The 23,942-nt window shown below is 57.8% G+C and carries 25 protein-coding genes and 1 pseudogene; 15 read left to right on the forward strand and 11 right to left on the reverse strand.

Annotation, left to right across the window (positions count from 1 at the left end; genetic code table 11):
- Nucleotides 1-51 precede the first annotated feature (51 nt).
- The 5 genes from sppA to yajD all read left to right on the forward strand — a co-directional run bounded on the left by sppA (nucleotide 52) and on the right by yajD (nucleotide 5,643).
- Nucleotides 52-1,905: a signal peptide peptidase SppA gene (sppA, locus tag LPQ25_RS15400; RefSeq protein ID WP_014907790.1), complete on the forward strand. Its 1,854-nt coding sequence runs from the start codon at nucleotides 52-54 to the stop codon at nucleotides 1,903-1,905.
- A gap of 138 nt (nucleotides 1,906-2,043) precedes the next feature.
- Nucleotides 2,044-3,063, forward strand: a complete 1,020-nt coding sequence (gene ansA / locus LPQ25_RS15405) for an asparaginase (RefSeq protein WP_004176535.1) — start codon at nucleotides 2,044-2,046, stop codon at nucleotides 3,061-3,063.
- A gap of 9 nt (nucleotides 3,064-3,072) precedes the next feature.
- Nucleotides 3,073-3,714 carry a bifunctional nicotinamidase/pyrazinamidase gene (pncA, locus tag LPQ25_RS15410; RefSeq protein ID WP_004892853.1) on the forward strand — a complete coding sequence of 214 codons (642 nt, stop codon included), beginning with the start codon at nucleotides 3,073-3,075 and terminating at the stop codon, nucleotides 3,712-3,714.
- 170 nt (nucleotides 3,715-3,884) lie between these two features.
- On the forward strand, nucleotides 3,885-5,138 hold the full coding sequence (locus LPQ25_RS15415) for a chitinase ChiD (protein ID WP_002901255.1): 1,254 nt from the start codon (nucleotides 3,885-3,887) through the stop codon (nucleotides 5,136-5,138).
- A 160-nt stretch (nucleotides 5,139-5,298) separates the two neighbouring features.
- The gene (gene yajD, locus LPQ25_RS15420; RefSeq protein WP_002901254.1) at nucleotides 5,299-5,643 is read left to right on the forward strand and encodes an HNH nuclease YajD; all 345 of its coding nucleotides are present in this window, start codon (nucleotides 5,299-5,301) and stop codon (nucleotides 5,641-5,643) included.
- Between the two features lie 94 nt (nucleotides 5,644-5,737).
- Here yajD and LPQ25_RS15425 read toward each other — a convergent pair whose 3' ends face one another.
- Together LPQ25_RS15425 and msrB are read right to left on the reverse strand one after the other, a co-directional pair.
- Nucleotides 5,738-6,016, reverse strand: a complete 279-nt coding sequence (locus LPQ25_RS15425; protein WP_002901249.1) for a YeaC family protein — start codon at nucleotides 6,014-6,016, stop codon at nucleotides 5,738-5,740.
- Between the two features lie 43 nt (nucleotides 6,017-6,059).
- Complete coding sequence (msrB, locus tag LPQ25_RS15430) at nucleotides 6,060-6,473, reverse strand: peptide-methionine (R)-S-oxide reductase MsrB (protein WP_002901246.1); 414 nt, start codon at nucleotides 6,471-6,473, stop codon at nucleotides 6,060-6,062.
- Between the two features lie 338 nt (nucleotides 6,474-6,811).
- On the opposite strand from msrB, the gene gapA reads away from it, so the two are divergent.
- Complete coding sequence (gene gapA / locus LPQ25_RS15435; protein WP_002901243.1) at nucleotides 6,812-7,807, forward strand: glyceraldehyde-3-phosphate dehydrogenase; 996 nt, start codon at nucleotides 6,812-6,814, stop codon at nucleotides 7,805-7,807.
- A gap of 74 nt (nucleotides 7,808-7,881) precedes the next feature.
- Complete coding sequence (locus tag LPQ25_RS15440) at nucleotides 7,882-8,766, forward strand: D-hexose-6-phosphate mutarotase (RefSeq protein ID WP_002901240.1); 885 nt, start codon at nucleotides 7,882-7,884, stop codon at nucleotides 8,764-8,766.
- Between the two features lie 56 nt (nucleotides 8,767-8,822).
- Here the strand turns inward: LPQ25_RS15440 and LPQ25_RS15445 are convergent, their stop codons facing one another.
- Both LPQ25_RS15445 and LPQ25_RS15450 read right to left on the reverse strand, forming a co-directional pair.
- Nucleotides 8,823-9,677: an aldo/keto reductase gene (locus LPQ25_RS15445; RefSeq protein ID WP_004213141.1), complete on the reverse strand. Its 855-nt coding sequence runs from the start codon at nucleotides 9,675-9,677 to the stop codon at nucleotides 8,823-8,825.
- 91 nt (nucleotides 9,678-9,768) lie between these two features.
- The gene (locus tag LPQ25_RS15450) at nucleotides 9,769-10,515 is read right to left on the reverse strand and encodes a MipA/OmpV family protein (protein ID WP_002901236.1); all 747 of its coding nucleotides are present in this window, start codon (nucleotides 10,513-10,515) and stop codon (nucleotides 9,769-9,771) included.
- Between the two features lie 416 nt (nucleotides 10,516-10,931).
- On the opposite strand from LPQ25_RS15450, the gene yeaG reads away from it, so the two are divergent.
- Nucleotides 10,932-12,866 (forward strand): protein kinase YeaG, encoded by a 1,935-nt coding sequence (gene yeaG, locus LPQ25_RS15455; RefSeq protein WP_002901234.1) that lies wholly within the window; start codon nucleotides 10,932-10,934, stop codon nucleotides 12,864-12,866.
- Nucleotides 12,867-12,951: 85 nt separating this feature from the next.
- A complete protein-coding gene (locus LPQ25_RS15460) occupies nucleotides 12,952-14,235 on the forward strand; it encodes a YeaH/YhbH family protein (RefSeq protein WP_004152363.1) in 1,284 nt (427 codons plus the stop codon).
- Between the two features lie 45 nt (nucleotides 14,236-14,280).
- Here LPQ25_RS15460 and LPQ25_RS15465 read toward each other — a convergent pair whose 3' ends face one another.
- Nucleotides 14,281-14,844 carry a hypothetical protein gene (locus LPQ25_RS15465; RefSeq protein WP_004190861.1) on the reverse strand — a complete coding sequence of 188 codons (564 nt, stop codon included), beginning with the start codon at nucleotides 14,842-14,844 and terminating at the stop codon, nucleotides 14,281-14,283.
- Between the two features lie 158 nt (nucleotides 14,845-15,002).
- On the opposite strand from LPQ25_RS15465, the gene LPQ25_RS15470 reads away from it, so the two are divergent.
- Nucleotides 15,003-15,485 carry a glutathione peroxidase gene (locus tag LPQ25_RS15470; RefSeq protein ID WP_002901230.1) on the forward strand — a complete coding sequence of 161 codons (483 nt, stop codon included), beginning with the start codon at nucleotides 15,003-15,005 and terminating at the stop codon, nucleotides 15,483-15,485.
- Between the two features lie 121 nt (nucleotides 15,486-15,606).
- On the opposite strand, the gene LPQ25_RS15475 is transcribed toward LPQ25_RS15470, so the two are convergent.
- A complete protein-coding gene (locus LPQ25_RS15475) occupies nucleotides 15,607-15,918 on the reverse strand; it encodes a hypothetical protein (RefSeq protein WP_004179388.1) in 312 nt (103 codons plus the stop codon).
- Between the two features lie 67 nt (nucleotides 15,919-15,985).
- Here LPQ25_RS15475 and LPQ25_RS15480 point away from each other — a divergent pair, with 67 nt between their 5' ends.
- Nucleotides 15,986-16,105 (forward strand): hypothetical protein, encoded by a 120-nt coding sequence (locus LPQ25_RS15480; RefSeq protein ID WP_014907792.1) that lies wholly within the window; start codon nucleotides 15,986-15,988, stop codon nucleotides 16,103-16,105.
- Nucleotides 16,106-16,175: 70 nt separating this feature from the next.
- Here LPQ25_RS15480 and LPQ25_RS15485 read toward each other — a convergent pair whose 3' ends face one another.
- Nucleotides 16,176-17,057: a LysR family transcriptional regulator gene (locus tag LPQ25_RS15485; RefSeq protein WP_014907793.1), complete on the reverse strand. Its 882-nt coding sequence runs from the start codon at nucleotides 17,055-17,057 to the stop codon at nucleotides 16,176-16,178.
- Between the two features lie 175 nt (nucleotides 17,058-17,232).
- Between LPQ25_RS15485 and LPQ25_RS15490 the strand changes: the two genes are divergently transcribed.
- Nucleotides 17,233-18,447, forward strand: a complete 1,215-nt coding sequence (locus LPQ25_RS15490) for an MFS transporter (protein ID WP_014907794.1) — start codon at nucleotides 17,233-17,235, stop codon at nucleotides 18,445-18,447.
- Here LPQ25_RS15490 and LPQ25_RS15495 read toward each other — a convergent pair.
- Nucleotides 18,444-19,193, reverse strand: a complete 750-nt coding sequence (locus LPQ25_RS15495; RefSeq protein WP_014907795.1) for an SDR family oxidoreductase — start codon at nucleotides 19,191-19,193, stop codon at nucleotides 18,444-18,446. The genes LPQ25_RS15490 and LPQ25_RS15495 overlap by 4 nt on opposite strands.
- A 166-nt stretch (nucleotides 19,194-19,359) precedes the next feature.
- On the opposite strand from LPQ25_RS15495, the gene LPQ25_RS15500 reads away from it, so the two are divergent.
- Nucleotides 19,360-20,265, forward strand: a complete 906-nt coding sequence (locus LPQ25_RS15500) for a LysR family transcriptional regulator (protein ID WP_004140447.1) — start codon at nucleotides 19,360-19,362, stop codon at nucleotides 20,263-20,265.
- 6 nt (nucleotides 20,266-20,271) lie between these two features.
- Here LPQ25_RS15500 and LPQ25_RS15505 read toward each other — a convergent pair whose 3' ends face one another.
- Both LPQ25_RS15505 and LPQ25_RS15510 read right to left on the reverse strand, forming a co-directional pair.
- Nucleotides 20,272-21,537, reverse strand: coding sequence for a Y-family DNA polymerase (locus LPQ25_RS15505; protein WP_004183665.1), 1,266 nt, complete (start codon nucleotides 21,535-21,537; stop codon nucleotides 20,272-20,274).
- Nucleotides 21,538-21,539: 2 nt separating this feature from the next.
- Nucleotides 21,540-21,959 (reverse strand): translesion error-prone DNA polymerase V autoproteolytic subunit, encoded by a 420-nt coding sequence (locus LPQ25_RS15510; RefSeq protein WP_002901192.1) that lies wholly within the window; start codon nucleotides 21,957-21,959, stop codon nucleotides 21,540-21,542.
- A gap of 270 nt (nucleotides 21,960-22,229) precedes the next feature.
- Between LPQ25_RS15510 and LPQ25_RS15515 the strand changes: the two genes are divergently transcribed.
- Complete coding sequence (locus LPQ25_RS15515; RefSeq protein ID WP_002901096.1) at nucleotides 22,230-22,472, forward strand: DinI family protein; 243 nt, start codon at nucleotides 22,230-22,232, stop codon at nucleotides 22,470-22,472.
- A 170-nt stretch (nucleotides 22,473-22,642) separates the two neighbouring features.
- Here LPQ25_RS15515 and LPQ25_RS15520 read toward each other — a convergent pair whose 3' ends face one another.
- Nucleotides 22,643-23,779, reverse strand: a complete 1,137-nt coding sequence (locus tag LPQ25_RS15520; RefSeq protein WP_014907796.1) for a glycosyltransferase family 9 protein — start codon at nucleotides 23,777-23,779, stop codon at nucleotides 22,643-22,645.
- Between LPQ25_RS15520 and LPQ25_RS15525 the strand changes: the two are divergent.
- Nucleotides 23,774-23,930, forward strand: a pseudogene (locus LPQ25_RS15525) (hypothetical protein). The gene LPQ25_RS15520 and the pseudogene LPQ25_RS15525 overlap by 6 nt on opposite strands.
- Nucleotides 23,931-23,942: the final 12 nt, after the last annotated feature.

A 23,942-nucleotide genomic window follows, 5' to 3' on the forward strand; every position in this document is an offset into this window, starting at 1 on the left:
ACGCGGCGGCCCCTGCGGCCTGCCCTTTTTAGATAACGTTAGGGAGAAGACATGCGAACCCTTTGGCGACTGATTGCCAGCTTTTTTAAATGGACGTGGCGGATACTCAACTTTATTCGCAAACTGGCCCTCAATGCGATCTTCCTGGTGCTGGTGCTGGTGTGTATCGGCATCTGGAGCCAGTTCAGCAGTACCACCAGCGAACATGCCGTGCGCGGCGCGCTGTTGCTGGATATTACCGGCGTGGTGGTGGATAAACCATCCGCCAGCAGCAAGCTCGGCGTGATTGGCCGCCAGCTGTTTGGCGCCAGCTCGGACCGTCTGCAGGAGAATTCCCTGTTCGATATCGTGCAGACCATTCGCCAGGCGAAGGATGACCGCAATATCACCGGTATTGTGCTGGATTTGAAAAACTTCGTCGGCGGCGACCAGCCATCCATGCAGTACATCGGCAAAGCGCTGCGCGAATTCCGCGATAGCGGCAAACCGGTGTATGCCGTCGGCAGCAGCTACAGCCAGGGCCAGTACTACCTGGCGAGCTTCGCCAACAAAATCTGGCTCTCGCCGCAGGGCGAGGTAGACCTGCACGGCTTCGCTACCAACGGGCTATATTACAAATCGCTGCTGGATAAGCTGAAGGTCTCCACCCATGTCTTCCGCGTCGGCACCTATAAATCCGCCGTCGAACCATTCATCCGCGATGATATGTCCCCTGCCGCCCGCGAAGCGGATAGCCGCTGGATTGGCGAACTGTGGCAGAACTACCTCAACACCATTGCCGCCAACCGCCAGATCACCGCCCAGCAGCTCTTCCCGGGCGCCCAGGGCATTATCGATGGCCTGCGTAAGGTGGGCGGCGATACGGCGAAATATGCGCTGGACAATAAGCTGGTGGATGAGCTGGCGACCTCCACGGAAGTGGAAAAGGCGCTGACCAAACAGTTTGGCTGGAGCAAAGCGGATAACAATTACCGGGCAATCAGCTATTACGACTACAACGTGAAGACGCCGTCTGATCAGGGTTCCGCCATCGCGGTAATCTTCGCCAACGGCGCCATCATGGACGGTGAAGAGACCCCGGGCAACGTCGGCGGCGACACCACCGCAGCGCAAATTCGCGATGCGCGCCTCGATCCGAAAATTAAGGCCATCGTTCTGCGCGTAAACAGCCCGGGCGGCAGCGTAACCGCTTCGGAAATCATTCGTGAAGAGCTGGCGGCAGCCAAAGCCGCCGGTAAACCGGTAGTGGTCTCGATGGGCGGCATGGCGGCGTCCGGCGGCTACTGGATCTCCACCCCAGCGGATTACATCGTGGCGAACCCAAGCACCCTCACCGGCTCCATTGGCATCTTTGGGGTGATCAACACCGTGGAAAATACCCTCGGGTCGATTGGCGTCCACACCGACGGCGTCGCCACGTCGCCGCTGGCGGATGTCTCCAGCACCAAAGCGCTGCCGCCGGAAGTGCAGCAGCTGATGCAGTTGAGCATTGAGAATGGCTATCAGCGCTTTATCACCCTGGTGGCTAACGCCCGCAAGAGCACGCCGGAGAAAATCGATCAGATTGCCCAGGGCCACGTCTGGACCGGGGAAGATGCCAAAGCCAACGGCCTGGTCGACAGCCTCGGCGACTTCGACGACGCGGTGGCCAAAGCCGCCGAGCTGGCGAAGCTGAAAACCTGGCACCTCAACTACTATCAGGAAGAGCCGACCTTCTTCTCGATGGTGCTGGACAGCCTGACCGGCTCGGTACGCGCCTCGCTGCCGGCGGCCATTCAGGCCTGGCTGCCTGCGCCGGTCGCCGCGGCGGCCGAGACGGTGAAAGCGGAGAGCGACAAGCTGGCGGCGTTTAACGACCCGCAGAATCGCTATGCCTTCTGCCTGACCTGCGCTAACATCCGTTAATACGCAGCGGCTGCCCCGTCTCCCGGGGCAGCCTTTTTCCCTCTCCTGCCAACACTGCCACAAAGCCCGCGACCGACGCTGTATTTTTTCCTGCGTCTCTTTATACTGCGCCTGTCTACGACCAACCTAAGCGATGCTATGCAAAAAAAATCGATTTACGTTGCCTACACCGGTGGGACCATCGGTATGCAGCGCTCTGAACACGGCTATGTACCCGTTTCCGGCCATCTGCAGCGTCAGCTGGCGCTGATGCCGGAGTTCCATCGTCCGGAGATGCCGGACTTCACGATCCATGAATACCATCCGCTGATGGATTCATCCGATATGACCCCCGAGGACTGGCAGCATATCGCCGACGATATCCGCAGCCATTATGAGGAGTATGATGGCTTTGTGATCCTCCACGGAACCGACACCATGGCGTTTACCGCCTCGGCGCTGTCGTTCATGCTGGAAAACCTTGGTAAGCCGGTCATTGTGACAGGGTCACAAATCCCGCTGGCCGAGCTGCGTTCCGATGGTCAGATTAACCTGCTCAACGCCCTGTACGTCGCCGCCAACTATCCGATTAACGAAGTGGCGCTGTTCTTCAACAATCGACTGTTCCGCGGCAACCGCACCACCAAAGCCCATGCCGACGGCTTCGACGCTTTCGCCTCGCCAAACCTTGCCCCGCTGCTGGAGGCCGGGATCCATATTCGCCGTCTCGGTACTCCGCCGGCGCCGCAGGGTAGCGGAGAGCTTATCGTGCACCCCATCACTCCGCAGCCGATTGGCGTGGTGACGATTTACCCCGGCATCTCCGCCGACGTGGTGCGTAATTTTCTGCGCCAACCGGTGAAAGCGCTGATCCTCCGCTCCTATGGCGTCGGCAATGCCCCACAGAATGGCGAATTTATTCAGGTGCTGGCGGAAGCCAGCCAGCGCGGTATTGTGGTGGTCAATCTGACGCAGTGCATGTCCGGAAAGGTGAACATGGGCGGCTATGCCACCGGCAACGCCCTCGCCCAGGCGGGGGTCATCAGTGGTTTCGATATGACGGTGGAAGCGACGCTGACCAAGCTACACTATCTGCTTAGCCAGCAGCTGGACGTTGACGCCATTCGCGCGGCGATGCAGCAAAATCTGCGTGGCGAACTCACCCCCGACGAGGCTTAAGGAGGACGTATGGCACATCGAGCGCTGTTACTGGTTGATTTGCAGAACGACTTTTGCGCCGGCGGCGCGCTGGCCGTTCCTGAAGGCGACAGTACCGTCGACGTAGCCAATGCGCTTATCGACTGGAGCCTGGCGCGCGGCGAGCCCATCGTCGCCAGCCAGGACTGGCATCCGGCGGATCACGGCAGTTTCGCCAGCCAGCACCAGGTGGAACCCTACACCGAGGGCGAGCTGGACGGCCTGGCGCAAACTTTCTGGCCGGATCACTGCGTGCAGCACAGCGAAGGCGCGGCGCTGCATCCGCTGCTCAAGCAGCAGGCGATCGCCGCTGTGTTCCACAAAGGGCAAAACCGGATCATCGACAGCTATAGCGCTTTCTTTGACAACGGTCACCGGCAGAAAACCGAACTGGACGGCTGGCTGCGTGGTCAGGGGATCGTGGAGCTGACCGTTCTCGGCCTCGCCACCGATTACTGCGTTAAGTTCACCGTGCTGGATGCCCTGGCGCTGGGCTACGCGGTCAACGTCATCACCGACGGCTGTCGCGGCGTAAATCTGCAGCCGCAGGACAGCAGCCAGGCGTTTATGGAGATGGCCGCCGCGGGCGCCACGCTCTATACCCTCGACGACTGGCGGGAAACTCAGGCCTGATCCCTTCCCCCCGGCGCCCTCGCGCCGGGTCTTCTTCTGCCGCCTCGCTATTGTCCATAAATTGAACTCTCTCGCAGTTTCAACAGGTTATTGCTGCTAGTCTGGCAAGGCTGTTTTTTCGCCACGCCATTTCCGTGGCGTGGTTATTTTTATGTCAAAGAGGAACCACTATGAAACGTTTGCCCTTGCTGGCAGCTTTGCCCTTGCTTTGCGCTTCCGCGCTCTCTGCCCAACCGCTGATGTCCGTCGGCTATTTTAACGGCGGCGGCGACGTCACCGCCGGGCCGGGCGGTGATATCGATAAGCTGGACGTCCGGCAGATCACCCATCTCAACTACTCGTTTGGCCTTATCTATAACGATGAAAAAGACGAGACCAATGCGGCCCTGAAGGATCCTGCTCATCTGCACGAGATCTGGCTGTCGCCGAAGGTGCAGGCGGATCTGCAAAAGCTCCCCGCCCTGCGTAAACAGAATCCGGACCTCAAAGTCCTGCTGTCGGTCGGCGGCTGGGGCGCGCGTGGTTTCTCCGGCGCGGCGGCGACCGCAGAAAGTCGCGCCGTCTTTATTCGTTCCGCGCAGAAAATCATCCAGCAATATGGTCTGGACGGCATTGACCTCGACTGGGAGTTTCCGGTCAACGGCGCCTGGGGACTGGTGGCCAGCCAGCCGGCTGACCGCGACAACTTCACTGCCCTGCTGAAATCGCTGCGTGAGGCAGTCGGTGAGCAAAAGCTGGTGACTATCGCCGTGGGCGCCAATGCTGAGAGCCCGAAAAGCTGGGTGGACGTCAAAGCGGTGGCCCCGGTGCTGAACTACATCAACCTGATGACCTACGACATGGCCTACGGCACGCAGTACTTCAACTCGAATCTGTATGACTCCAGCCACTGGCCGACGGTCGCCGCAGCGGATAAATACAGCGCCGATTTTGTGGTCAACAATTACCTGGCCGCCGGGCTTAAACCCAGCCAGATGAACCTCGGGATTGGTTTTTATGGCCGGGTACCGAAACGGGCGGTCGAGCCGGGGATTGACTGGACGAAAGCGGATGCGCAAAACAATCCGGTCACCCAGCCCTATTTTGGGCCACAACAGATCGCGCTGTTTGCCTCGCTGGGCTATGACCTGAGCAAAGACACCTATGTGAAATACAATGATATCGTGGGCAAACTGCTCAACGATCCGCAAAAGCGTTTTACCGAGCACTGGGACGATGAGGCGAAGGTTCCGTGGCTGTCGGTGCAGTCCGCAGAGGGCAAGCCGCTGTTCGCCCTCTCCTATGAGAACCCGCGCTCGGTAGCCATTAAGGCGGACTATATCAAGGCGAAGGGCCTCGCCGGGGCCATGTTCTGGGAATATGGCGCCGATGACCAGAATCAGCTGGCCCGTCAGCTGGCGGAATCGCTGGGGATCAAACACTAATCATGGCTGTTCCGCCGCATCGTCGGCACCGGGAGGCGTGACGCAGGCAGCATCGCCTGCAATGCAGGTATATCGCGCCGCCCGGGATAGGTTATGATGCCTGTTATCCGCTGCGCCAGGGGTTGGCGCAGCTTAACCGTTTGACAGGAGGCAGGGGGCCATGGCCTATATCCCCAAAAATTACGCACGTCTGGAAGTGGGTTACCGCGAAAAGGCGCTCAAGCTTTTTCCCTGGGTGTGCGGACGCTGCTCACGGGAGTTTGTCTACTCCAATCTGCGCGAGCTGACGGTGCACCACATCGATCACGACCACTCCAATAACCCGGAAGATGGCAGCAACTGGGAGATGTTGTGCCTGTACTGTCACGATCACGAACATTCCAAGTACACCGAAGCCGATCAGTATGGCTCCACGGTGGTGGCAGGAGAAGATGCGCAAAAGAGCGTCGGCGAGGCCACCTACAACCCGTTTGCCGATCTGAAAGCGATGATGAACAAAAAGTAAGCGAAGCGGCTGACCGCCGGACGCGGTCATTCGACATGACGCCATCCGGCGCGCGGTTACCCGACGCCGGAACGTCTCACCGCCGGCCGGCGGTTTATTGCAGTTTAACGGTGGCGATCGGCTTCGGCACGATGCCAAAATCCTCTTTCAGCTGCTGTTTGCTCTTCATTACCATCTGCCCGCTGGTGTCGATGGTCATGTGCTGGGCGTCGGTGTTATACCGGGCCTGCCAGAGCATCACCAGCTGCAGGCTATTTTCCTTCTGCTCCGGCGTCAGCGCGACGCCATCCGGCCATTTTCCCAGCTCTACCGCCGTCGCCAGACGCTGATACACTTCCGGCGTCATACTGTCGATAATTTGCTCAATATCCATCTTCCGCTCACCTCCGCCTGGAATAATTTGCTGAATCGTTTCTTCAACCCTTGATTTGCTCGCCATTTTGCTCATCGGTGAAGCTCAGCGATGCCGAGTTGACACAATAGCGCTCGCCGGTCGGCTGCGGACCATCCGGAAACACGTGGCCGAGATGGGCATCACAGTTTCCGCAACGGATCTCAATGCGCTGCATGCCGTGCGAATTGTCGGTCAGATAGCGAATGGCCTCCGCGCTTACCGGCTCGTAGAAGCTCGGCCAGCCGCAGCCGGAGTCGTATTTAGTCTGGGAGTTAAACAGCGGCGCATCGCACACCAGGCAGTGGTACACGCCATTTTTCTTGTTGTGCAACAGCCGTCCGGTGAAAGGCGGTTCGGTGCCATGATGCTGCGTCACGTAAAACTGCATTTCGCTCAAGCCATTTTTCAGCTCTTCCGGGGTGGGTTTATTCGCCATGGGCTTACATCTCGCTTTGCAATGGACTACTTTCGCTCCAATTCTAACAAAACATTAACAATGAAGCGTACACTTTTGTTCTAAACTTATCCGGTGCCCACAGGCAGCCAGATAATTGTGACTTAAATCACGTTTTTATCTTAAATGCCCTTTAAAATTCCGCGCGCAGCCCCCACATGGAATTGGGCTCAAAGGGAAAGTGAGGCAAATCAATCGCGCAAAGGTCTGCTCAGGATTGATTTGTCGCAATGATTGACACGATTCCGCTTGACGCTGCGTAAGGTTTTTGTAATTTTACAGGCAACCTTTTATTCACTAACAAATAGCTGGTGGAATATATGACTATCAAAGTAGGTATCAACGGTTTTGGCCGTATCGGTCGCATTGTTTTCCGTGCTGCTCAGAAACGTTCTGACATCGAGATCGTTGCAATCAACGACCTGTTAGACGCAGAGTACATGGCTTACATGCTGAAGTATGACTCCACTCACGGTCGTTTCGACGGTACCGTTGAAGTGAAAGACGGTCATCTGGTCGTTAACGGTAAAAAAATCCGTGTTACCGCTGAACGTGACCCGGCTAACCTGAAGTGGGACGAAGTTGGTGTTGACGTTGTTGCTGAAGCAACCGGTATCTTCCTGACCGACGAAACCGCTCGTAAACACATCACCGCTGGCGCGAAAAAAGTCGTTCTGACTGGCCCGTCCAAAGACAACACTCCGATGTTCGTTCGCGGCGCTAACTTCGACGCTTACGCTGGCCAGGACATCGTTTCCAACGCTTCCTGCACCACCAACTGCCTGGCGCCGCTGGCTAAAGTTATCAACGACAACTTCGGTATCGTTGAAGGCCTGATGACCACCGTCCACGCTACCACCGCTACTCAGAAAACCGTTGATGGCCCGTCTCACAAAGACTGGCGCGGCGGCCGCGGCGCAGCTCAGAACATCATCCCGTCCTCTACCGGCGCTGCTAAAGCAGTAGGTAAAGTACTGCCAGAACTGAACGGCAAACTGACCGGTATGGCGTTCCGCGTTCCAACTCCGAACGTATCTGTTGTTGACCTGACCGTTCGTCTGGAAAAAGCAGCGTCCTACGAAGAAATCAAGAAAGCCATCAAAGCCGCTTCTGAAGGCGCTATGAAAGGCGTTCTGGGTTACACCGAAGACGACGTTGTTTCTACCGACTTCAACGGCGAAGTTTGCACTTCCGTGTTCGATGCTAAAGCGGGTATCGCACTGAACGACAACTTCGTGAAACTGGTTTCCTGGTACGACAACGAAACCGGCTACTCCAACAAAGTTCTGGATCTGATTGCCCACATCTCCAAATAAGTTGAGATGAAAAAGTAATCTGTAAGAGCGACTTCGGTCGCTCTTTTTTTTGTCTGCAGAGATAGGATTGCACAATGATAAATAAAATTTTTGCTCTCCCGGTGAATGAAACCATTTCTCCCGTGATCTCCCGTCGCCAGCTGGACGACCTGGAGCTGATTGTCATCGACCATCCGCAGGTGAAAGCCTCTGTGGCGCTGCAGGGGGCGCACCTGCTCTCCTGGAAACCCGCCGGTGAAGAAGAAGTTCTGTGGCTGAGCAACAACACCCCGTTTAAACAGGGCGTCGCCCTGCGCGGCGGCGTGCCGATTTGCTGGCCCTGGTTTGGTCCTTCTGCGCAGCAAGGTCTGCCGTCGCACGGCTTTGCCCGCAATCTGCCATGGACCCTGGAAGGTCATGACGAAGACGACAGCGGCGTAATGTTGACCTTTGCGCTCCAGCACAGCGCTGAAACCATGAAGCTCTGGCCGCACGAGTTCACCCTCTATGCCCGCTTTAAGCTGGGCAAGACCTGTGAAATCGAGCTGGAAGCCCACGGTGAATTCGAGACCACCTCTGCCCTGCACAGCTATTTCAACGTCGGCGATATCGCGGCGGTGAAGGTGAGCGGTCTTGGCGAGCGCTATATCGATAAAGTGAACAATGCCGAAGAAGGCGTTCTGAGCAACGGCGTGCAGACCTTCCCGGACCGCACCGATCGCGTCTATCTCAACGCCGACAGCTGCAGCGTGATCCATGACGACGCGCTAAACCGCACTATCGACGTGGTGCATCATCATCAGCACAATGTGGTGGCCTGGAACCCGGGCCCGGCGCTGTCCGTCAGCATGGGCGATATGCCGGACGATGGCTACAAAACCTTCGTTTGCGTCGAAACCTGCTGCGTAACCCAGCCGCAGAAAGCCAGCGAAGAGACGCCCTCTCGCCTGGCGCAAACCATCAGCGTGAAAAAACGCTAATAGCAAAAGCCCCGTTGGTAACGGGGCTTTTGTTTTTCTTTGCCGTGAACGATGGGTTAAACCATATCCAGCCGGGTTTTTCGCTGCGGCGGCGGATAGAGGCGGTCCAGTTGCGCGAGCTCTTCCCCACTGAGGGCGATATCGAGCGCTGCGGCATTCTGCACCACATGCTCAATACTGGCCGCTTTCGGGATCGCCAGCACTCCCGGATGACGAATCACCCAGGCGAGCAGCAGTTGCGCTACCGTAATCCCCCGCGCGTTAGCCATATTAATGATATCGCTATGCTGAAAAAGTCCATCGCGTAAGCGCCCCGCCTGCGCCAGCGGGCAGTAGGCCATCACCGGCAGACTGTGCTGCTGGCACCAGGGCAGGAGATCGTATTCAATGCCCCGCGATGCGAGATGGTAGAGCACCTGGTTGGTTGCACAGTGCTCGCCATCCGCCGTCCGCCACAGCGCCTGCATATCCTCGGTGTCCAGATTAGAGACGCCCCAGCGGCGGATCTTGCCCTCGGCCACCAGCTTCTCCATCGCCTCAACCGTCTCCTGCAGCGGGATATCCCCGCGCCAGTGCAGGAGATACATATCGAGATAGTCGGTCTGCAGCCGGCGCAGGCTGTTTTCACAGGCGCGGTGCATCGCCGCTTTGCCGGCATGCCAGGGATAGACTTTGGAGACCAGCACTACCCGGTCGCGCAGACCGCGGATCGCCTGGCCCACCACTTCCTCCGCCCCGCCGTCGGCGTACATTTCCGCCGTATCGATCACCGTCAGTCCATGGTCGATGCCCGCCCGCAGTGCAGCCACTTCCTGCTGACGCTGCGCCGCATGTTCGCCCATATACCAGGTGCCCAGCCCGATGGCCGGCACTGCCGCCTGCTCGCCGAAGCGTACTGTTTTTTTCACCATCTTCTCCTCCTTAACCGTATGCACCACCATAAAGCAAAACAGGGCGCAAGGCCCTGTTTTGATGCATGAAGCGCACTGTAAGAATGCACAATCAGAAGGTGTAGGTGATCCCGGTGGAGATCAGACCGCTCCAGGATTTATCCACCATCGGACTGTCGGTAATTTCATCCGACAGACGCGTGTAGCGCGCCACGCCGTAAACGCTCCAGTCACCAAGGAAGCGATAGTTAGCCGACAGTTCCAGATACGGGTTCCAGCTACTGTCCGGGTCATAACTGCGCATGCCGCTGCGGCGCGACTCGTGCCGGGAGACACCATAGTAGTATTCGTTCTGATTGTCGCTGTTCCACTCCACGCCAATACCCGGCGTCAGCGTCAGGTTACCGTTGGTGTAACGGTACAGCCAGGCGAGATCCCAGTTAATACCGTTGCTGTTATCCAGCGTATCGCCGGCAATCGTCGTGCGCAGGAAGCCATAGGGCGTGTTGTGGACATAAGAAAGACCGGCCATCACGGTCGATTTACGTTTATCCAGTCGACGCATCTGCTCGCTGTCGCTGTCGCCCGGCTTGAAGTACATTGGCGACCAGTAGGCCGTAATCGACAGTTTATCGTTGGTGTCATTCCACAGGTAGTAACCCCCGCCCAGACCGTGGAACCAGAAGTTTTCGCTCTCATAACTAATGACCGGCACCGGATAGACATCCGCATCATATTGCTTATACGGATGCTCAACGACCCCTACGCCAGCCCCAAGAGTGAACTTCCCGTCGGCATGCGCCGCGCTGGCGGACGTCGCTATCAGCACGCCGAGTGCCAGAAGTTTGATTTTAGTCACAATCCATATTCCCGTTGTCAAATAATCAGCCCGTGCAGTGTACCGTCGTAGGTCTCATGCCTCAAATTCTTTACCCGATATGACACAAATCGTTCACTTTGCCACCCTTCTCTTACCATCCGGTGACAGCCCGATGACAACTTTACGTCCCAACGAATCAAAAAGCGTCATGTTCAGGATGAGTTATTGATATGTCATTGAAATTGATTTTCTGCGCCATGCAAGATTTCTAAATGCATCTACGCTTAAATTTAGAAGGTGTAATTGCCGGGCACATTCACGCTACCCCACCCGCAACCTGGCATAAGGGTTGCTGGATACCAGGAGAGCGATGTTCAGCTTATGTCTTCCGGGGGCCCCCACTATTCATATGAACGGCTCTCAACCTGTGCTAAAAAACGAAAGGACGGCATGCCATGAATATATTCGATCACTATCGCCAGCGCTACGAAGCTGCCAAGGACGAAGAGTTCACACTGCAGGAGTTTCTTACCATCTGCCGGCAAGATCGCAGTGCCTATGCCAATGCGGCAGAACGTCTGTTGATGGCCATTGGTGAACCCGTCATGGTTGATACGGCTCTCGAGCCGCGGCTATCCCGTCTCTTTTCAAACCGGGTTATCGCACGCTATCCGGCATTTGAAGAGTTTTACGGTATGGAAGACGCCATTGAGCAGATCGTTTCCTACCTCAAGCATGCCGCCCAGGGGCTGGAAGAGAAGAAACAGATCCTCTATCTGCTGGGGCCGGTGGGCGGTGGTAAATCGTCGCTGGCTGAACGGCTGAAAGCGCTGATGCAGCGCGTGCCCATCTATGTGCTGAGCGCCAACGGCGAACGCAGTCCAGTCAACGATCACCCGCTGTGCCTGTTCAATCCGCAGGAAGATGCGCAGATCCTCCAGAAAGAGTATGGCATCCCGACCCGCTATCTCGGCACCATTATGTCGCCGTGGGCGGCCAAGCGCCTGCACGAGTTTGGCGGCGATATCACTAAATTCCGCGTGGTTAAAGTCTGGCCATCGATTCTCGAGCAGGTTGCCATCGCCAAAACCGAACCGGGTGATGAAAACAACCAGGATATTTCAGCGCTGGTCGGTAAGGTGGATATCCGTAAGCTGGAACACTATGCGCAGAACGACCCGGACGCCTACGGCTACTCCGGTGCGCTATGCCGCGCCAACCAGGGGATTATGGAGTTCGTCGAGATGTTTAAAGCGCCGATTAAGGTGCTGCATCCGCTGCTGACCGCCACCCAGGAAGGTAACTATAACGGCACCGAAGGGATCTCCGCCCTGCCGTTTAACGGGATCATCCTTGCTCACTCCAACGAATCGGAATGGGTGACCTTCCGTAATAACAAGAACAATGAGGCCTTCCTCGACCGAGTCTATATCGTCAAGGTGCCTTATTGCCTGCGTATCTCCGAAGAGATCCGCATTTATGAAAAACTGCTCAACAACAGTGAGCTGACCCATGCGCCCTGCGCCCCGGGCACCCTGGAAACCCTGGCGCGCTTTTCGATTCTGTCGCGCCTGAAAGAGCCGGAAAACTCGAGCATCTACTCGAAGATGCGGGTCTATGACGGCGAAAGTCTGAAAGATACCGACCCGAAAGCGAAGTCCTATCAGGAGTATCGCGATTACGCCGGGGTTGATGAAGGGATGAACGGGCTCTCCACCCGCTTTGCCTTTAAGATCCTGTCTCGGGTATTTAACTTCGACCACGTCGAGGTGGCCGCTAACCCGGTGCATCTGTTCTATGTGCTGGAGCAGCAGATTGAGCGCGAACAGTTCCCACAGGAGCAGGCCGAGCGCTATCTGGAATTCCTCAAAGGCTATCTGATCCCGAAATACGCCGAGTTTATCGGCAAAGAGATCCAGACCGCTTATCTGGAATCCTACTCCGAGTATGGACAGAACATTTTCGATCGCTATGTCACCTACGCTGACTTCTGGATCCAGGATCAGGAATACCGCGATCCGGACACCGGGCAGCTGTTTGACCGTGAATCGTTGAATGCCGAGCTGGAGAAAATTGAGAAGCCAGCCGGGATTAGCAACCCGAAAGACTTCCGTAACGAAATCGTCAACTTTGTGCTGCGTGCCAGAGCCAACAACAGCGGACGTAATCCGAACTGGACCAGCTATGAGAAACTGCGCACGGTTATTGAGAAGAAAATGTTCTCCAATACCGAAGAGCTGTTGCCGGTCATTTCGTTTAATGCCAAAACCTCAACCGATGAGCAGAAAAAACATGACGACTTTGTCGACCGCATGATGGAGAAAGGCTACACCCGCAAACAGGTTCGCCTGCTGTGCGAGTGGTACCTGCGGGTTCGTAAATCGTCCTGATGCGTCCAACCCGGCGGCACGCCGCCGGGTCAACTGCAGCTGAATGATGATAAGTAAAGTTGGCTAATGCAGTACAGGAGGGCATATGACCTGGTTCATAGACCGACGCCTGAACGGGAAAAACAAAAGCGCCGTCAACCGCCAGCGCTTTTTGCGCCGTTATAAGGCGCAGATTAAACAGTCGATCTCCGAGGCCATCAACAAGCGCTCGGTGACCGATATTGAGAGCGGAGAATCCGTCTCGATCCCGACGGACGATATCAACGAGCCGATGTTTCATCAGGGTCGCGGCGGCCTGCGCAACCGCGTCCACCCGGGCAACGACCATTTTGTGCAAAACGACCGCATTGAGCGCCCGCAGGGCGGTGGCGGCGGCGGCGGTAGCGGTCAGGGGCAAGCCAGCGCCGATGGTGAAGGAAAGGATGAGTTTGTCTTCCAGATCTCGAAAGATGAATACCTGGATCTGTTATTTGAAGATCTGGCCCTGCCGAACCTGAAGAAAAACCAGCACCGGCAGCTGAATGAGTTTAAAACCCATCGCGCGGGTTTTACCTCCAATGGGGTGCCAGCCAACATCAGCGTGGTACGTTCACTGCAGAACTCGCTGGCCCGCCGTACGGCGATGACCGCCGGCAAGCGTCGTGAACTGCGCGCCCTGGAGGAGGATCTGGAAGCCATCAGCCGCAGCGAACCGGTGCAGCTACTGGAGGAGGAGCGCCTGCGCAAAGAGATTGCCGAACTGCGGGCTAAAATAGAGCGGGTGCCGTTTATCGACACCTTTGATTTACGCTACAAAAATTACGAAAAACGGCCGGAGCCTTCCAGCCAGGCGGTGATGTTCTGTCTGATGGACGTCTCAGGCTCGATGGACCAGGCCACCAAAGACATGGCCAAGCGCTTTTATATCCTGCTGTATCTGTTCCTCAGCCGGACTTATAAAAACGTCGACGTGGTCTATATCCGCCACCATACCCAGGCAAAAGAGGTGGATGAGCACGAATTCTTCTATTCTCAGGAAACCGGCGGCACCATTGTCTCCAGCGCCCTGAAGCTGATGGATGAAGTAGTGCAGGCCCGCTATGATCCGGCGCAGTGGAACATCTACGCCGCCCAGGCGTCGGATGGCGACAACTGGGCCGATGACTCCCCGCTGTGCCACGAACTGCTGGCGAAGAAAATTCTGCCGGTGGTGCGTTATTACAGCTATATCGAAATTACCCGCCGGGCGCATCAGACCCTGTGGCGCGAGTATGAACACCTGCAGGCGACCTTTGATAATTTCGCCATGCAGCATATTCGCGACCAGGAGGATATCTACCCGGTATTCCGCGAACTGTTTCATAAGCAGTCATCTAAAAGTGAAGCTTAATTAAATACTCAGCCAGTGAGTCGAGTGACTTGCTGGCTGTTTTCCTCAGACACAAGGCCCGGTGGCACATCCATACATCATGTAAAACGGAAACAACGGGGCCAGGGCAACGGCGCCAAGCGAGCTAATCGTTTTGGTCTTATCATTGATTGATACCACAACGGGGTGCGCTAACTGGTAGGCGGCGGCCAGATCTGACGCGTCCGATGCAGTCCAAAATCCTGTCGCTTTAAACAACACCCCGAGGCGATCGTTATCAATTTGCACCGCATGATACTGATTCACCAGCTCGCTATGCTGCCCGGCATCCAATTTGCGCTGATCCATCACCACCAGATATTCCGCCGTCACCTCATGTTGTACCACGACAAAGTTAACCCGCACGCCGGAAGCCTGTTGGTGAAAGCGTTCATAAAAGGTCTTATAACGCTGATATTCCTGAGGCACACCGTCACGGACAAAGCGGTAACTGTATTTCGCTGAGCTGGCGACAATACCGGACTCTGTGGGTTTCATCGCCACAATGGTATCCCGAGGCGGCAAGTTTGGCGTGCTGGTACATCCTGCGAGTATCGCCACCACCACCAGCGATAAGACATATTTCATCATTTTCAGCCGTTCCTGTTCGCGATTTTCTCTATGACATCTGGCGTTTTTTTAACACTCCAGGTACAAATCCCTAACCCTGTGTATCATAACTGCCTAATCTGCTTCAAACATTCGCGCGATCGTCAGCGTTGAACTGTTTCTACTCTCAGGAGCCTGCTATGACCCCTTTTTATCAATTGACGGCTACCCGCCTGCGCGGCCAGCCCCTCTCCATGGCTGACTATGCTGGCAAGGTGGTTCTGGTGGTGAATACGGCCAGCCATTGTGGCTTCACACCGCAATACGCTGGCCTGGAAGCGCTCTACAAAAAGTACGCGGCTCAGGGGCTGGTAGTGCTTGGTTTCCCGTGCAACCAGTTTGGTAAGCAGGAACCCGGCGGTGCGGATGAAATCGAGCAGACTTGTCACGTTAACTACGGCGTGAGCTTCCCGATGTTTGAGAAAGTGGACGTCAACGGCCCCGCCGCACACCCGCTGTTTCGTTATCTGAAACAAGCGTTGCCCGGCGTGCTCGGCGGACGGATCAAGTGGAATTTCACCAAGTTCCTCATCGGTCGCGACGGCACACCCCTCACGCGTTTTGCGCCGTTCACGACGCCGGAGAAAATGGAAGCCTCCATTGTCGCGGCCCTCACGCGCTGAGTGTTCCCATCATGCCACGTTCACCCAGCGGCGGCTGGCTGCCCATACAAGGTAGACGTCGCTCTCGCGCAGCCAGCAACCGCCTGCTGCTGGCCAAACTTCCACCTGCCCGGTCATCAGCCTACAGCGGCGACACGACCTCGACTTCATGCTGAAACACATAGGGGTCGGAGAGGAGTTCGAATGCTTCGTCGTCCGGATAGGTGACCGCGACGTGATAGTCTTCGCCAGCGAAGGCTTTGACCGCCGCGAGATCCTGCCAGTAGGTGGCAAGAAAGAAATGCGCCCATTCGCCCTGGTTTTCCTGGCGCACCAGCGCCCCCCGGTTGCCGGCGATGCTCTGAGCGTGTTCCACGCCGGTCCGCTCAAGGTGGCGGGCAAACCCCTCAGCATGTTGCAATGGCACACAGCCGTGCCAGGTCCTGACAATCATTTGCGTTCTCCTGTAGTGATAAACGTCTCACCCTAACATCGACAGGCATTTCTGGGGGAGCGCAACAATGCCGCGCTGGCAACAACACAAAATTATTTTGCCGGACGGGGATATCCTCTCACTCTGCAGTATTTTCGACTGCGGGGCAGCATTGGGCCGAATATTGCGCGGCGAGTATCACTGTTAGCTGGCGCGGAAAAAATCGTGGCTCGTCAGCCTCGGGCAGTCTTATCGATACACGCCCAAGCCGCGCCCCTTCAGGGCATCGCCAGCCGATCTTGATGGTCCGCAAAGAGAGCGATGAGATGGTCGGCGAGAACCCGCACGCGTCTGGATCCGGCCAGGTCAGAATGCATCACCAGCCAGAGGGTCTGATCCGCGCCGATCTCCGGCTGCAGGCACTGCAGGCCGCTGGCCCGCGCCATAAAGTGCGGCAGGACGCCCAATCCGAGTCCCGCGGATACTGCGGAAACCTGGGCCACGAGCGTATTGGCTTCGACTTTACACGGCCGGCCGCGCAGGGTGCGCGTGATCCATTGGGCGGCCGGCAGGTGCTGGTGAGTTTCCGGCCACCCCACAAAGTCCGCCTCGCTCAGCGACAGGCCGTCCGCGCCGACCAGACAGTCGGCGGCGCCATAGACGCCAAACCCCACCGTCCCCAGCCGCTTTAACGTCAGATGCCCGGCCTCAGGCTTGACCATGCGGATCGCCAGATCGGCATCCCGACGGTGCAGGTTCACCGGCTGCACGCCGCTCAGCACCTCCACCCGCAGCTCGGGATAATGGTCCAGGAGCCCTTTCAGGGAGGGCAGAATAAAATGCGTGGCCAGGTTATCCGAGGTGGCCAGGCGAACAACCCCGGCGACATGCCCCTGCAGTTGCGCCGCTTCGCCGAACGCCAGGCCAGCGTATTCCAGCGCCTCCGCCCGCGCGAGCAGGGCTTCGCCATCGTCGGTCAGGCGGTAGCCGCTCTGATGGCGGCTGAAGAGCGGAACGTTCAACGCCTGCTCCAGCCGATCCAGCCGGCGGGAGAGCGTGGCAATCCCCATGTTCATCTTGTCGGCGGCGCCGCTCAGCGTTCCCGCCCGGGCGATGGCGAGGAATATGCGCGCATCATCCCAGTGGAATTCTGCGGTCATCTATTTTCCATATATGGAAAACGGCTCTCCGTTTTCCGCTCTTTTTTATCATTTTCGCAGGGATGATACTGCACGCCATTCGCGGAGACAACCAGGCCATCCGGTCGCCTGCTCTCTCCTCACCTGAACGTCCGTGCACCGCGCGGAACGCTCCTTTCCTAAGGATACGCCTGATATGAAAGAGATTGCTTTACCCCTCCACCCGGCGCCGGCGCGCGTCTGGATTGCCGTCGTTGCGCTCGGGATCTGCGCCTTTTCGATCGTCACCAGCGAACTGGCGCCGGTGGGCATGCTCAGCGCCCTGGCGGCGGATTTTCACCAGACGGAATCCGGCGTGGGCCTCGCCGTCACCGCCTATAGCTGGGTAGGCGCCCTGGCGGCTCTGCTTTCCGGCGCAATGCCGGTGCGTATTTCCCGCAAGGCGCTGCTGGTCGGGCTGATGCTGATCCTCGCGCTTTCCTGCCTCGCCGCAACCCGGTCTTATTCGATGTTCGCCCTGATGAGCGCCCGCATGATTGGCGCCCTGGCGCATGGCGCCTTCTGGGCCTTAATTGGCATTGTCGCCGCGCAGCTGGTGCCGCCGCACCGGCTGGGGCTGGCCACGGCGATGATTTTTGGCGGCGTGTCAGCGGCAAGCGTAGTGGGGGTGCCGCTGGCGAGCTTTATCGCCACCCTGGCGGGCTGGCGACTCGCGTTTATGTCGATGGCCTTGCTGTCACTAGCCGCCGCTGCGGTGCTGTGCTCGACGCTGCCCCCGCTGGCCGCCCCTGCCCCCGTCAGGCTGCGTGTTTATCGCGATATCTTCCGCAATCCGCTGCTCGGTGGCCTGTATGGCGCCACGGCCTGCATCATTACCGCTCACTTTGCCGCCTTCACCTACATTGAACCACTGCTGATAAATCTGCAGGGAGTCCCGGCGACCGCTCTCTCCGGCCTGCTGCTGTCAGGGGTTTCCGGGCTGCTGGGTAACGTTATCGCGGGTAAGCTTATCGATCGTCATCTGAAGGGGCTGATTTTCGCTGCGCTGCTGCTGAGCGGGGGCGCGCTGGCGCTCCTTGGCGCCGCCCGTCTTGCGCCACTGCCGTTCTGTTTTAGCGGGCTACTGTTAGCCCTGTGGGGCGCCGGCATCGCGATTGTGTTCGTCGGCTTACAGACCTGGCTGCTGCGCAGCGCGGGCGCTGTCGCCCAGCCGGCGTCAGCCATTTATGTGGCCATTTTTAATGCCGCCATCGGCACCGGGGCGTTTGTCGGCGGCCAGCTGATCGCCTCAGCTGGCCTGTCGGGAATGGTGTGGCTGGCGGCGGGGATCATGGTGGGCAGTACGCTGCTGATCGCCCTGCTGAAAGCGCCTCTGCCCGGTCAGGTCAGTGCGGCGACGGCAGGCGCTTAGATTTGCGCCAGCCCGCCGTCGACATAGATCTCCGCGGCGTTAATAAAGCTCGACTCATCCGACGCTAAAAATATCACCGTCCGGCCAATCTCCTCCGGCTCGCCCAGCCGCCCGAGCGGTACGCCGGCCGCCAGAGCATCGAACAAGCCCTGGCGGTCCGCCTCCGCCACCAGCCCTCCCAGACCCGGGGTACGTACCGGCCCCGGGCTGACCACATTGATGCGGATCCCGCGGTCGCTAACCTCCAGCGCCCAGGAGCGCGCCAGGCTGCGTACCGCGGCCTTACTGGCGCTATAGATGCTGAAGTTAGCCGTCCCTTTTACCGCCGCCGTAGAGCCGGTCAAAATCACCGAGGCGCCGTCGGTGAGCAGCGGCAGCGCTTTTTGCACGGTGAACACCACCCCGCGCACGTTGGTGGCGAAAATTCGGTCGACGTGCGCTTCGGTGATGGCGCTCAGCGGCAGCATATCCCCGCCGCCGGCATTGGCGAACAGCACATCCAGCCGGCCGGCCTCTTCGGCAATGGTCGCAAATACCGCGTCAAGGTCGCTTAACACGGCGGCGTCGGCGCGGATCCCGCGGGCGGCGGGTCCGATGAATCTTACCGCCGCATCCAGCTCCTCCTGACGGCGGCCGGTGATGTACACCTTCGCGCCCTGCTCCGCCAGCGCTTTCGCCGACGCCAGGCCAATCCCGGCGCTGCCGCCGGTGACTAACGCCACTTTATCCGCAAGTTTTTTGCTCATGGTGCATTTCCTTGGTTAGAGTATAAACAGGCCAGGCTCGCGAAAGCGCCCCGCCGGGTATGGAAAGCACTGTAATCGTCCCGGCGAGGCGGAAAAATGGCCTAATCTGAAAAACACTCTTCCCCTCGGTGGATAATGACCTCCAGTAACCAGGATAAAGCGAATAATGGACCGGTTTTCAGCTCTCAAAGCCTTCACTCGCGTTGTCGAAGCCGGCAGCTTTACCCGCGCCGCGGACTCGCTGAATATGCCCAACGCCACCCTCAGCAAAACCATTCAGCAACTGGAGGCGCATCTTGGGGTTTCCCTCCTGCAGCGCACCACGCGGCGTATTACCGTGACGCCGGAAGGACGGGAGTACTATGAAAAAGCCCGCTGTCTGCTGGAAGACCTGGAAGAGATCGACGCGTCTTTCAATACCGCCCGCAATAAGCCGAAGGGCCATCTACGGATCGCCATCGGCGGGTCGACCGCGTGCGATGTGCTGATCCCGCTGCTGGCGGACTTTATGACCTCCTGGCCGGATATCCGTATCGATTTGCAGGTGGCCGATAAGCCCGCGGACCTCATCAGCGGCAATATTGACTGCGCCATCCGCGGCGGTCCGATGGAAGACTCGACGCTGATCGCCCGTAAAATCGGCGAGGCGACGCTGGTCACCTGCGCCACCCCTGGCTATCTTCAGCGCTACGGCACCCCCGCCTCGCCGGATGAACTACATCATGGCCACCGGCTCATCAGCTATCTGTCGCCGGCCAGCGGCAGAGCGTTTCCGTTTCGCTTTACGCGTCACGGCGTCAGCACCGAGCTGAAGACAGAGCCCCATCTCGGCATCAATGAGAGCAACGCGCATATTGCCGCCGGCGAGGCCGGCTTAGGCATTGTGCAGACCTTTACCTATTCGCTGAAACCGGCGCTGGCGAGCGGCGAACTGGTGGAGATCCTCAGCGCCTGGCGCCCGGCCCCCTATCCTTTTCACGTTGTCTATGCCCGGCACCGGCACGTCCCGCCCCGGCTCCGCGTCTTTATTGACTGGCTGGCGGCGGTTTTTCCGGCCGCGGTGCAGGGATAGCGCGCGTTATCTGACGCGGAGCAGGTCGCCGTATCGCGTGGTGTAGCGCGGCGAGAGCATCTCTCGCTTCATCTGCCACTGCTGCTGGATCCCCTGGCCGGCAAAATAGAGCGCCCCCCTGCCGTTTTTCGCATTCAGCTGATCGAGAACCTGCATCAGTCTGGCGCTGTTGTGCCGCGGAGCAAGCTCGTCGAACAGATTCAGCTGGGCGACGCCCTGGCTGTAGAAATCGCCGAGCATCACGCCGGCCTTCTGATAGCGATGCCCCGCTTTCCAGATGGCATCCAGACAGCTCGTCGCCGCGGCGATAATATCTCGGGAGTCCTGGGTCGGCGTCAGCAGCTTTAGCGAGGCGCTGTTGCCGTAATAGGGTTCATTCAGCGCGAAGGGGCTGGTTTTGACAAAGGCGGAGACGAACCGGCAGTACTGATGCTCACCGCGCAGCTTTTCTGCTGCCCGCGCGGCATAGCTGCAGATCGCCTGGCGCATATCCTCATAGGCCGTAATCCGATCCCCGAACGAGCGGCTGCAGATAATTTCCTGCTTAGCGGGGGCAAACTCCTCCAGCGCCAGGCAAGGCTCGCCGCGCAGCTCCCGTACCGTTCGTTCGAGCACCACCGTGAAGTGCTTGCGGATAAAGCGGATATCGCTCTCCGCCAGCTGGAGTACCGTGCCGATCCCCATCGCTTCAAGCTTTTTGCCGATCCGCCGCCCGATGCCCCAGACCTCGCTCACCGGCAGCAGCGCCATCAGCTTTCGCTGCCGCTGCGGGCAGGACAAGTCCACTACCCCGCCCGTCTGCCGCGGCCACTGCTTCGCCGCGTGGTTGGCCAGCTTCGCCAGGGTTTTGGTCGGGGCGATGCCAACGCCCAGCGTCAGATGGGTACGCTGCAGCACCGTGGCGCGGATTTCGCGGCCAAAATCGGTCAGATCTCTGCAATGACGCACACCGCTGACATCGCAAAAGGCCTCATCGATACTGTAAATTTCGCAGCGCGGGGTGAGCTCTTCCAGGGTGGCCATCACCCGGCTGGACATGTCGGCATACAGCTCATAATTACTGCTAAACGCCACGACGCCGTGGCGAAGAAACGCAGCCTTCTGCTTAAAGTAGGGTTCGCCCATTTTCACAAACGGCTTCGCCTCCGCCGAGCGGGCGATCACGCAGCCGTCGTTGTTCGACAGCACCACCACCGGCCGCCCCTTCAGGTCTGGCCGGAAGGCGGTCTGACAGCTGGCATAGAAGGCGTTCACATCACAATGCGCGAACATGATCAGCCCGCCGCCTTGATGATGTAGGTTACGACGCCGAAAATATCGAGCGTCTCCTCGCGGCCGACCACGATGGGCGAATAGGCCGGGTTCATCGGATTAAGCTGCACCCGCGGCAGAAGCTGCAGCTTCTTTACCGTAAACTCGCCGCCGACGGCGGCAATCACGATATCGCCATGCTCCGCTTTACGCGCGCTGTCCACCACCAGCAGATCGCCTTCGTCAATGCCGGCATCGATCATGCTGTCGCCAGCGGCTTTGACAAAATAGGTCGCGCTGGGATGCTGCACCAGCAGCTCGTTGAGGTCGATTCGCTTTTCAACATAGTCCTGAGCCGGGCTGGGAAAGCCGCACTGCACCAGGTCGGCAAAAAAGGGAAAGGAGACAATCTGACGTAGCTCAACCGGCGTGTAAACGTTCATTTTTCAACCCACCACACAATACTGAATATATATACAGTAGTTTTGCCAGTTTTACCGGTCAATATCGGCTCCAGCTATCAATCGCCAGCACTGAAATAACTCCTTGATGTCAATAGGGGTCTTCTTCAGCGCCAGCGAACCGTTTGCTGCTTTTGCGCGCAGCCCGCCCGCCGCGCGAGGTGGTAGATGCGCAGCGCCGCGGCATTCGCTTGACACTGTACATTAATACAGTAAAACTATCGCCCGCGATCAGCATACAGAGGACAGAAGATGTTTGTGGAACTGATTTATGACAAGCGCAATTTTGCCGGGCTGCCGGGCGCCAGAGAGGCCATTCTTAACGAGCTGACCAAACGCATGCAGCGCATTTTCCCGGAGGCGGAAGTGCGGGTGAAGCCGATGATGACGCTGCCGGCGATCAACACCGACGCCAGCAAGCATGAAAAAGAGCTGATCAGCCGCACGGTGCAGGAGATGTTTGAAGAGGCGGATATGTGGCTCACTGAAGAGTGATCCCGCCCGTCAGTCGCGGCGACCACCTCTTTAAGAGCTTTCCCGGATGTGGCAGAGCCGCGGGCAACAGTACAATAGCGGCGGTTGCAGACTGGCAATGCAACCTTCGCTCACCTGCTGGCTCTTGCATACGGCCAGCAGGTGAGCCCTACCTGTCTCCCCTCATCGCCTCACAGCGTCTCCGGTAGCGCCGCTATAATTCTATCCACTAGCCCGCGATGCTGATGGACCTTCCCGCATTTAACAATGATCTGCCTGGCGTTGTCATAGCCCGGGGCCCACAGCCGGTTATTAAGCAGAACGTCCTTATAGACCGCGATCAGCGGTTTGTTCCACGCCGCCGCCATGTGCACCACCGAGGTGTCCGGGGAGATAATCAGCTCCGCCTGGGCGATCAGCGCCATCGCATGGTGTAACGTGTTAAATGGGTTAATCACCACCTCCGGCGGTAGCGGGATGCGGATCTCGCGCCGGTGATCGAGCAGAATAACCGCGCTCCCCGGATGGCGGGCCAGCAGTTTGTCGAGCAGTTCCGCCAGCTGCGTCTGCGAGAGACTGCGGTCGGCATGGCCGGCAAAAATATTAATCACCACCGCTTTTCCGCTTAGCGACGCCAGATACTGCGCCACCTCCTGCATAATCGGCCCGGGCACCGCCAGGTCGTAAGCGTCCAGCCCGCGGGTGTCCAGTTGGAGATAATCGGCGATCAGCTCGAACGTTTTCGTCACGTGCCAGCGCTGGCAGTCAAAATCAAAAGAGTGGGAGTAGTGCTTAATCGATGGCCATTTATTAAACCCGAGCACTGATTTGGCTTTTATTTGTCGGAAAAGCCGCAGGCGATGCACGGGAATATCGAACAGCGAAGGATCAATAATAATATCGTACTTATTATTAGCCAGTTCATTAATAACGTCGCGAGGAACGTTATGATTAAATTTACGCAAAAAATCGGCGGACGTGACCGGGTCAGCTTCATAAATATGGCGGATCCGCGGGTTATAACGCATCACCTGGCTGTTAGAGGTCGTCAGCAAAAAATCAACGATATAGCCTGACTGATGCAGGCATTTCACCAGCGCGGAATCCACCACTACATCGCCGACCGCCCCCTCATTGCGCATCAACAGGACGGTTTTCGCAGACGACAAATCTACCGGCTGACGGCGTCGGCGATCCCAGAGTGCTTTCGCCACCCCCACCCGCAGGGCATTACGTACTTTCTTAGTAAAGTAATTCCGCCGTCTGTTGAGCTCCCTTATTTTATTAAATTTCTTGCGTGGGGAACCCTGCATGGTTGCATCGTGCATCATCCTAACCTCATTACGGCAATTATTAATATTCTGTGTCGTCCGATAGAGACTGAGCGAAATAAAAAAAGTTCGATTGAAAATGAAAATCATTCTTTTTTTTATTTACAAAACTCATCTGCGCCTGCGGGATTGCACCACAGCACTGTGAAGTAATAATGAG

Source organism: Klebsiella sp. KPN54798 (assembly GCF_021184225.1).
GTDB lineage: Bacteria > Pseudomonadota > Gammaproteobacteria > Enterobacterales > Enterobacteriaceae > Klebsiella > Klebsiella pneumoniae.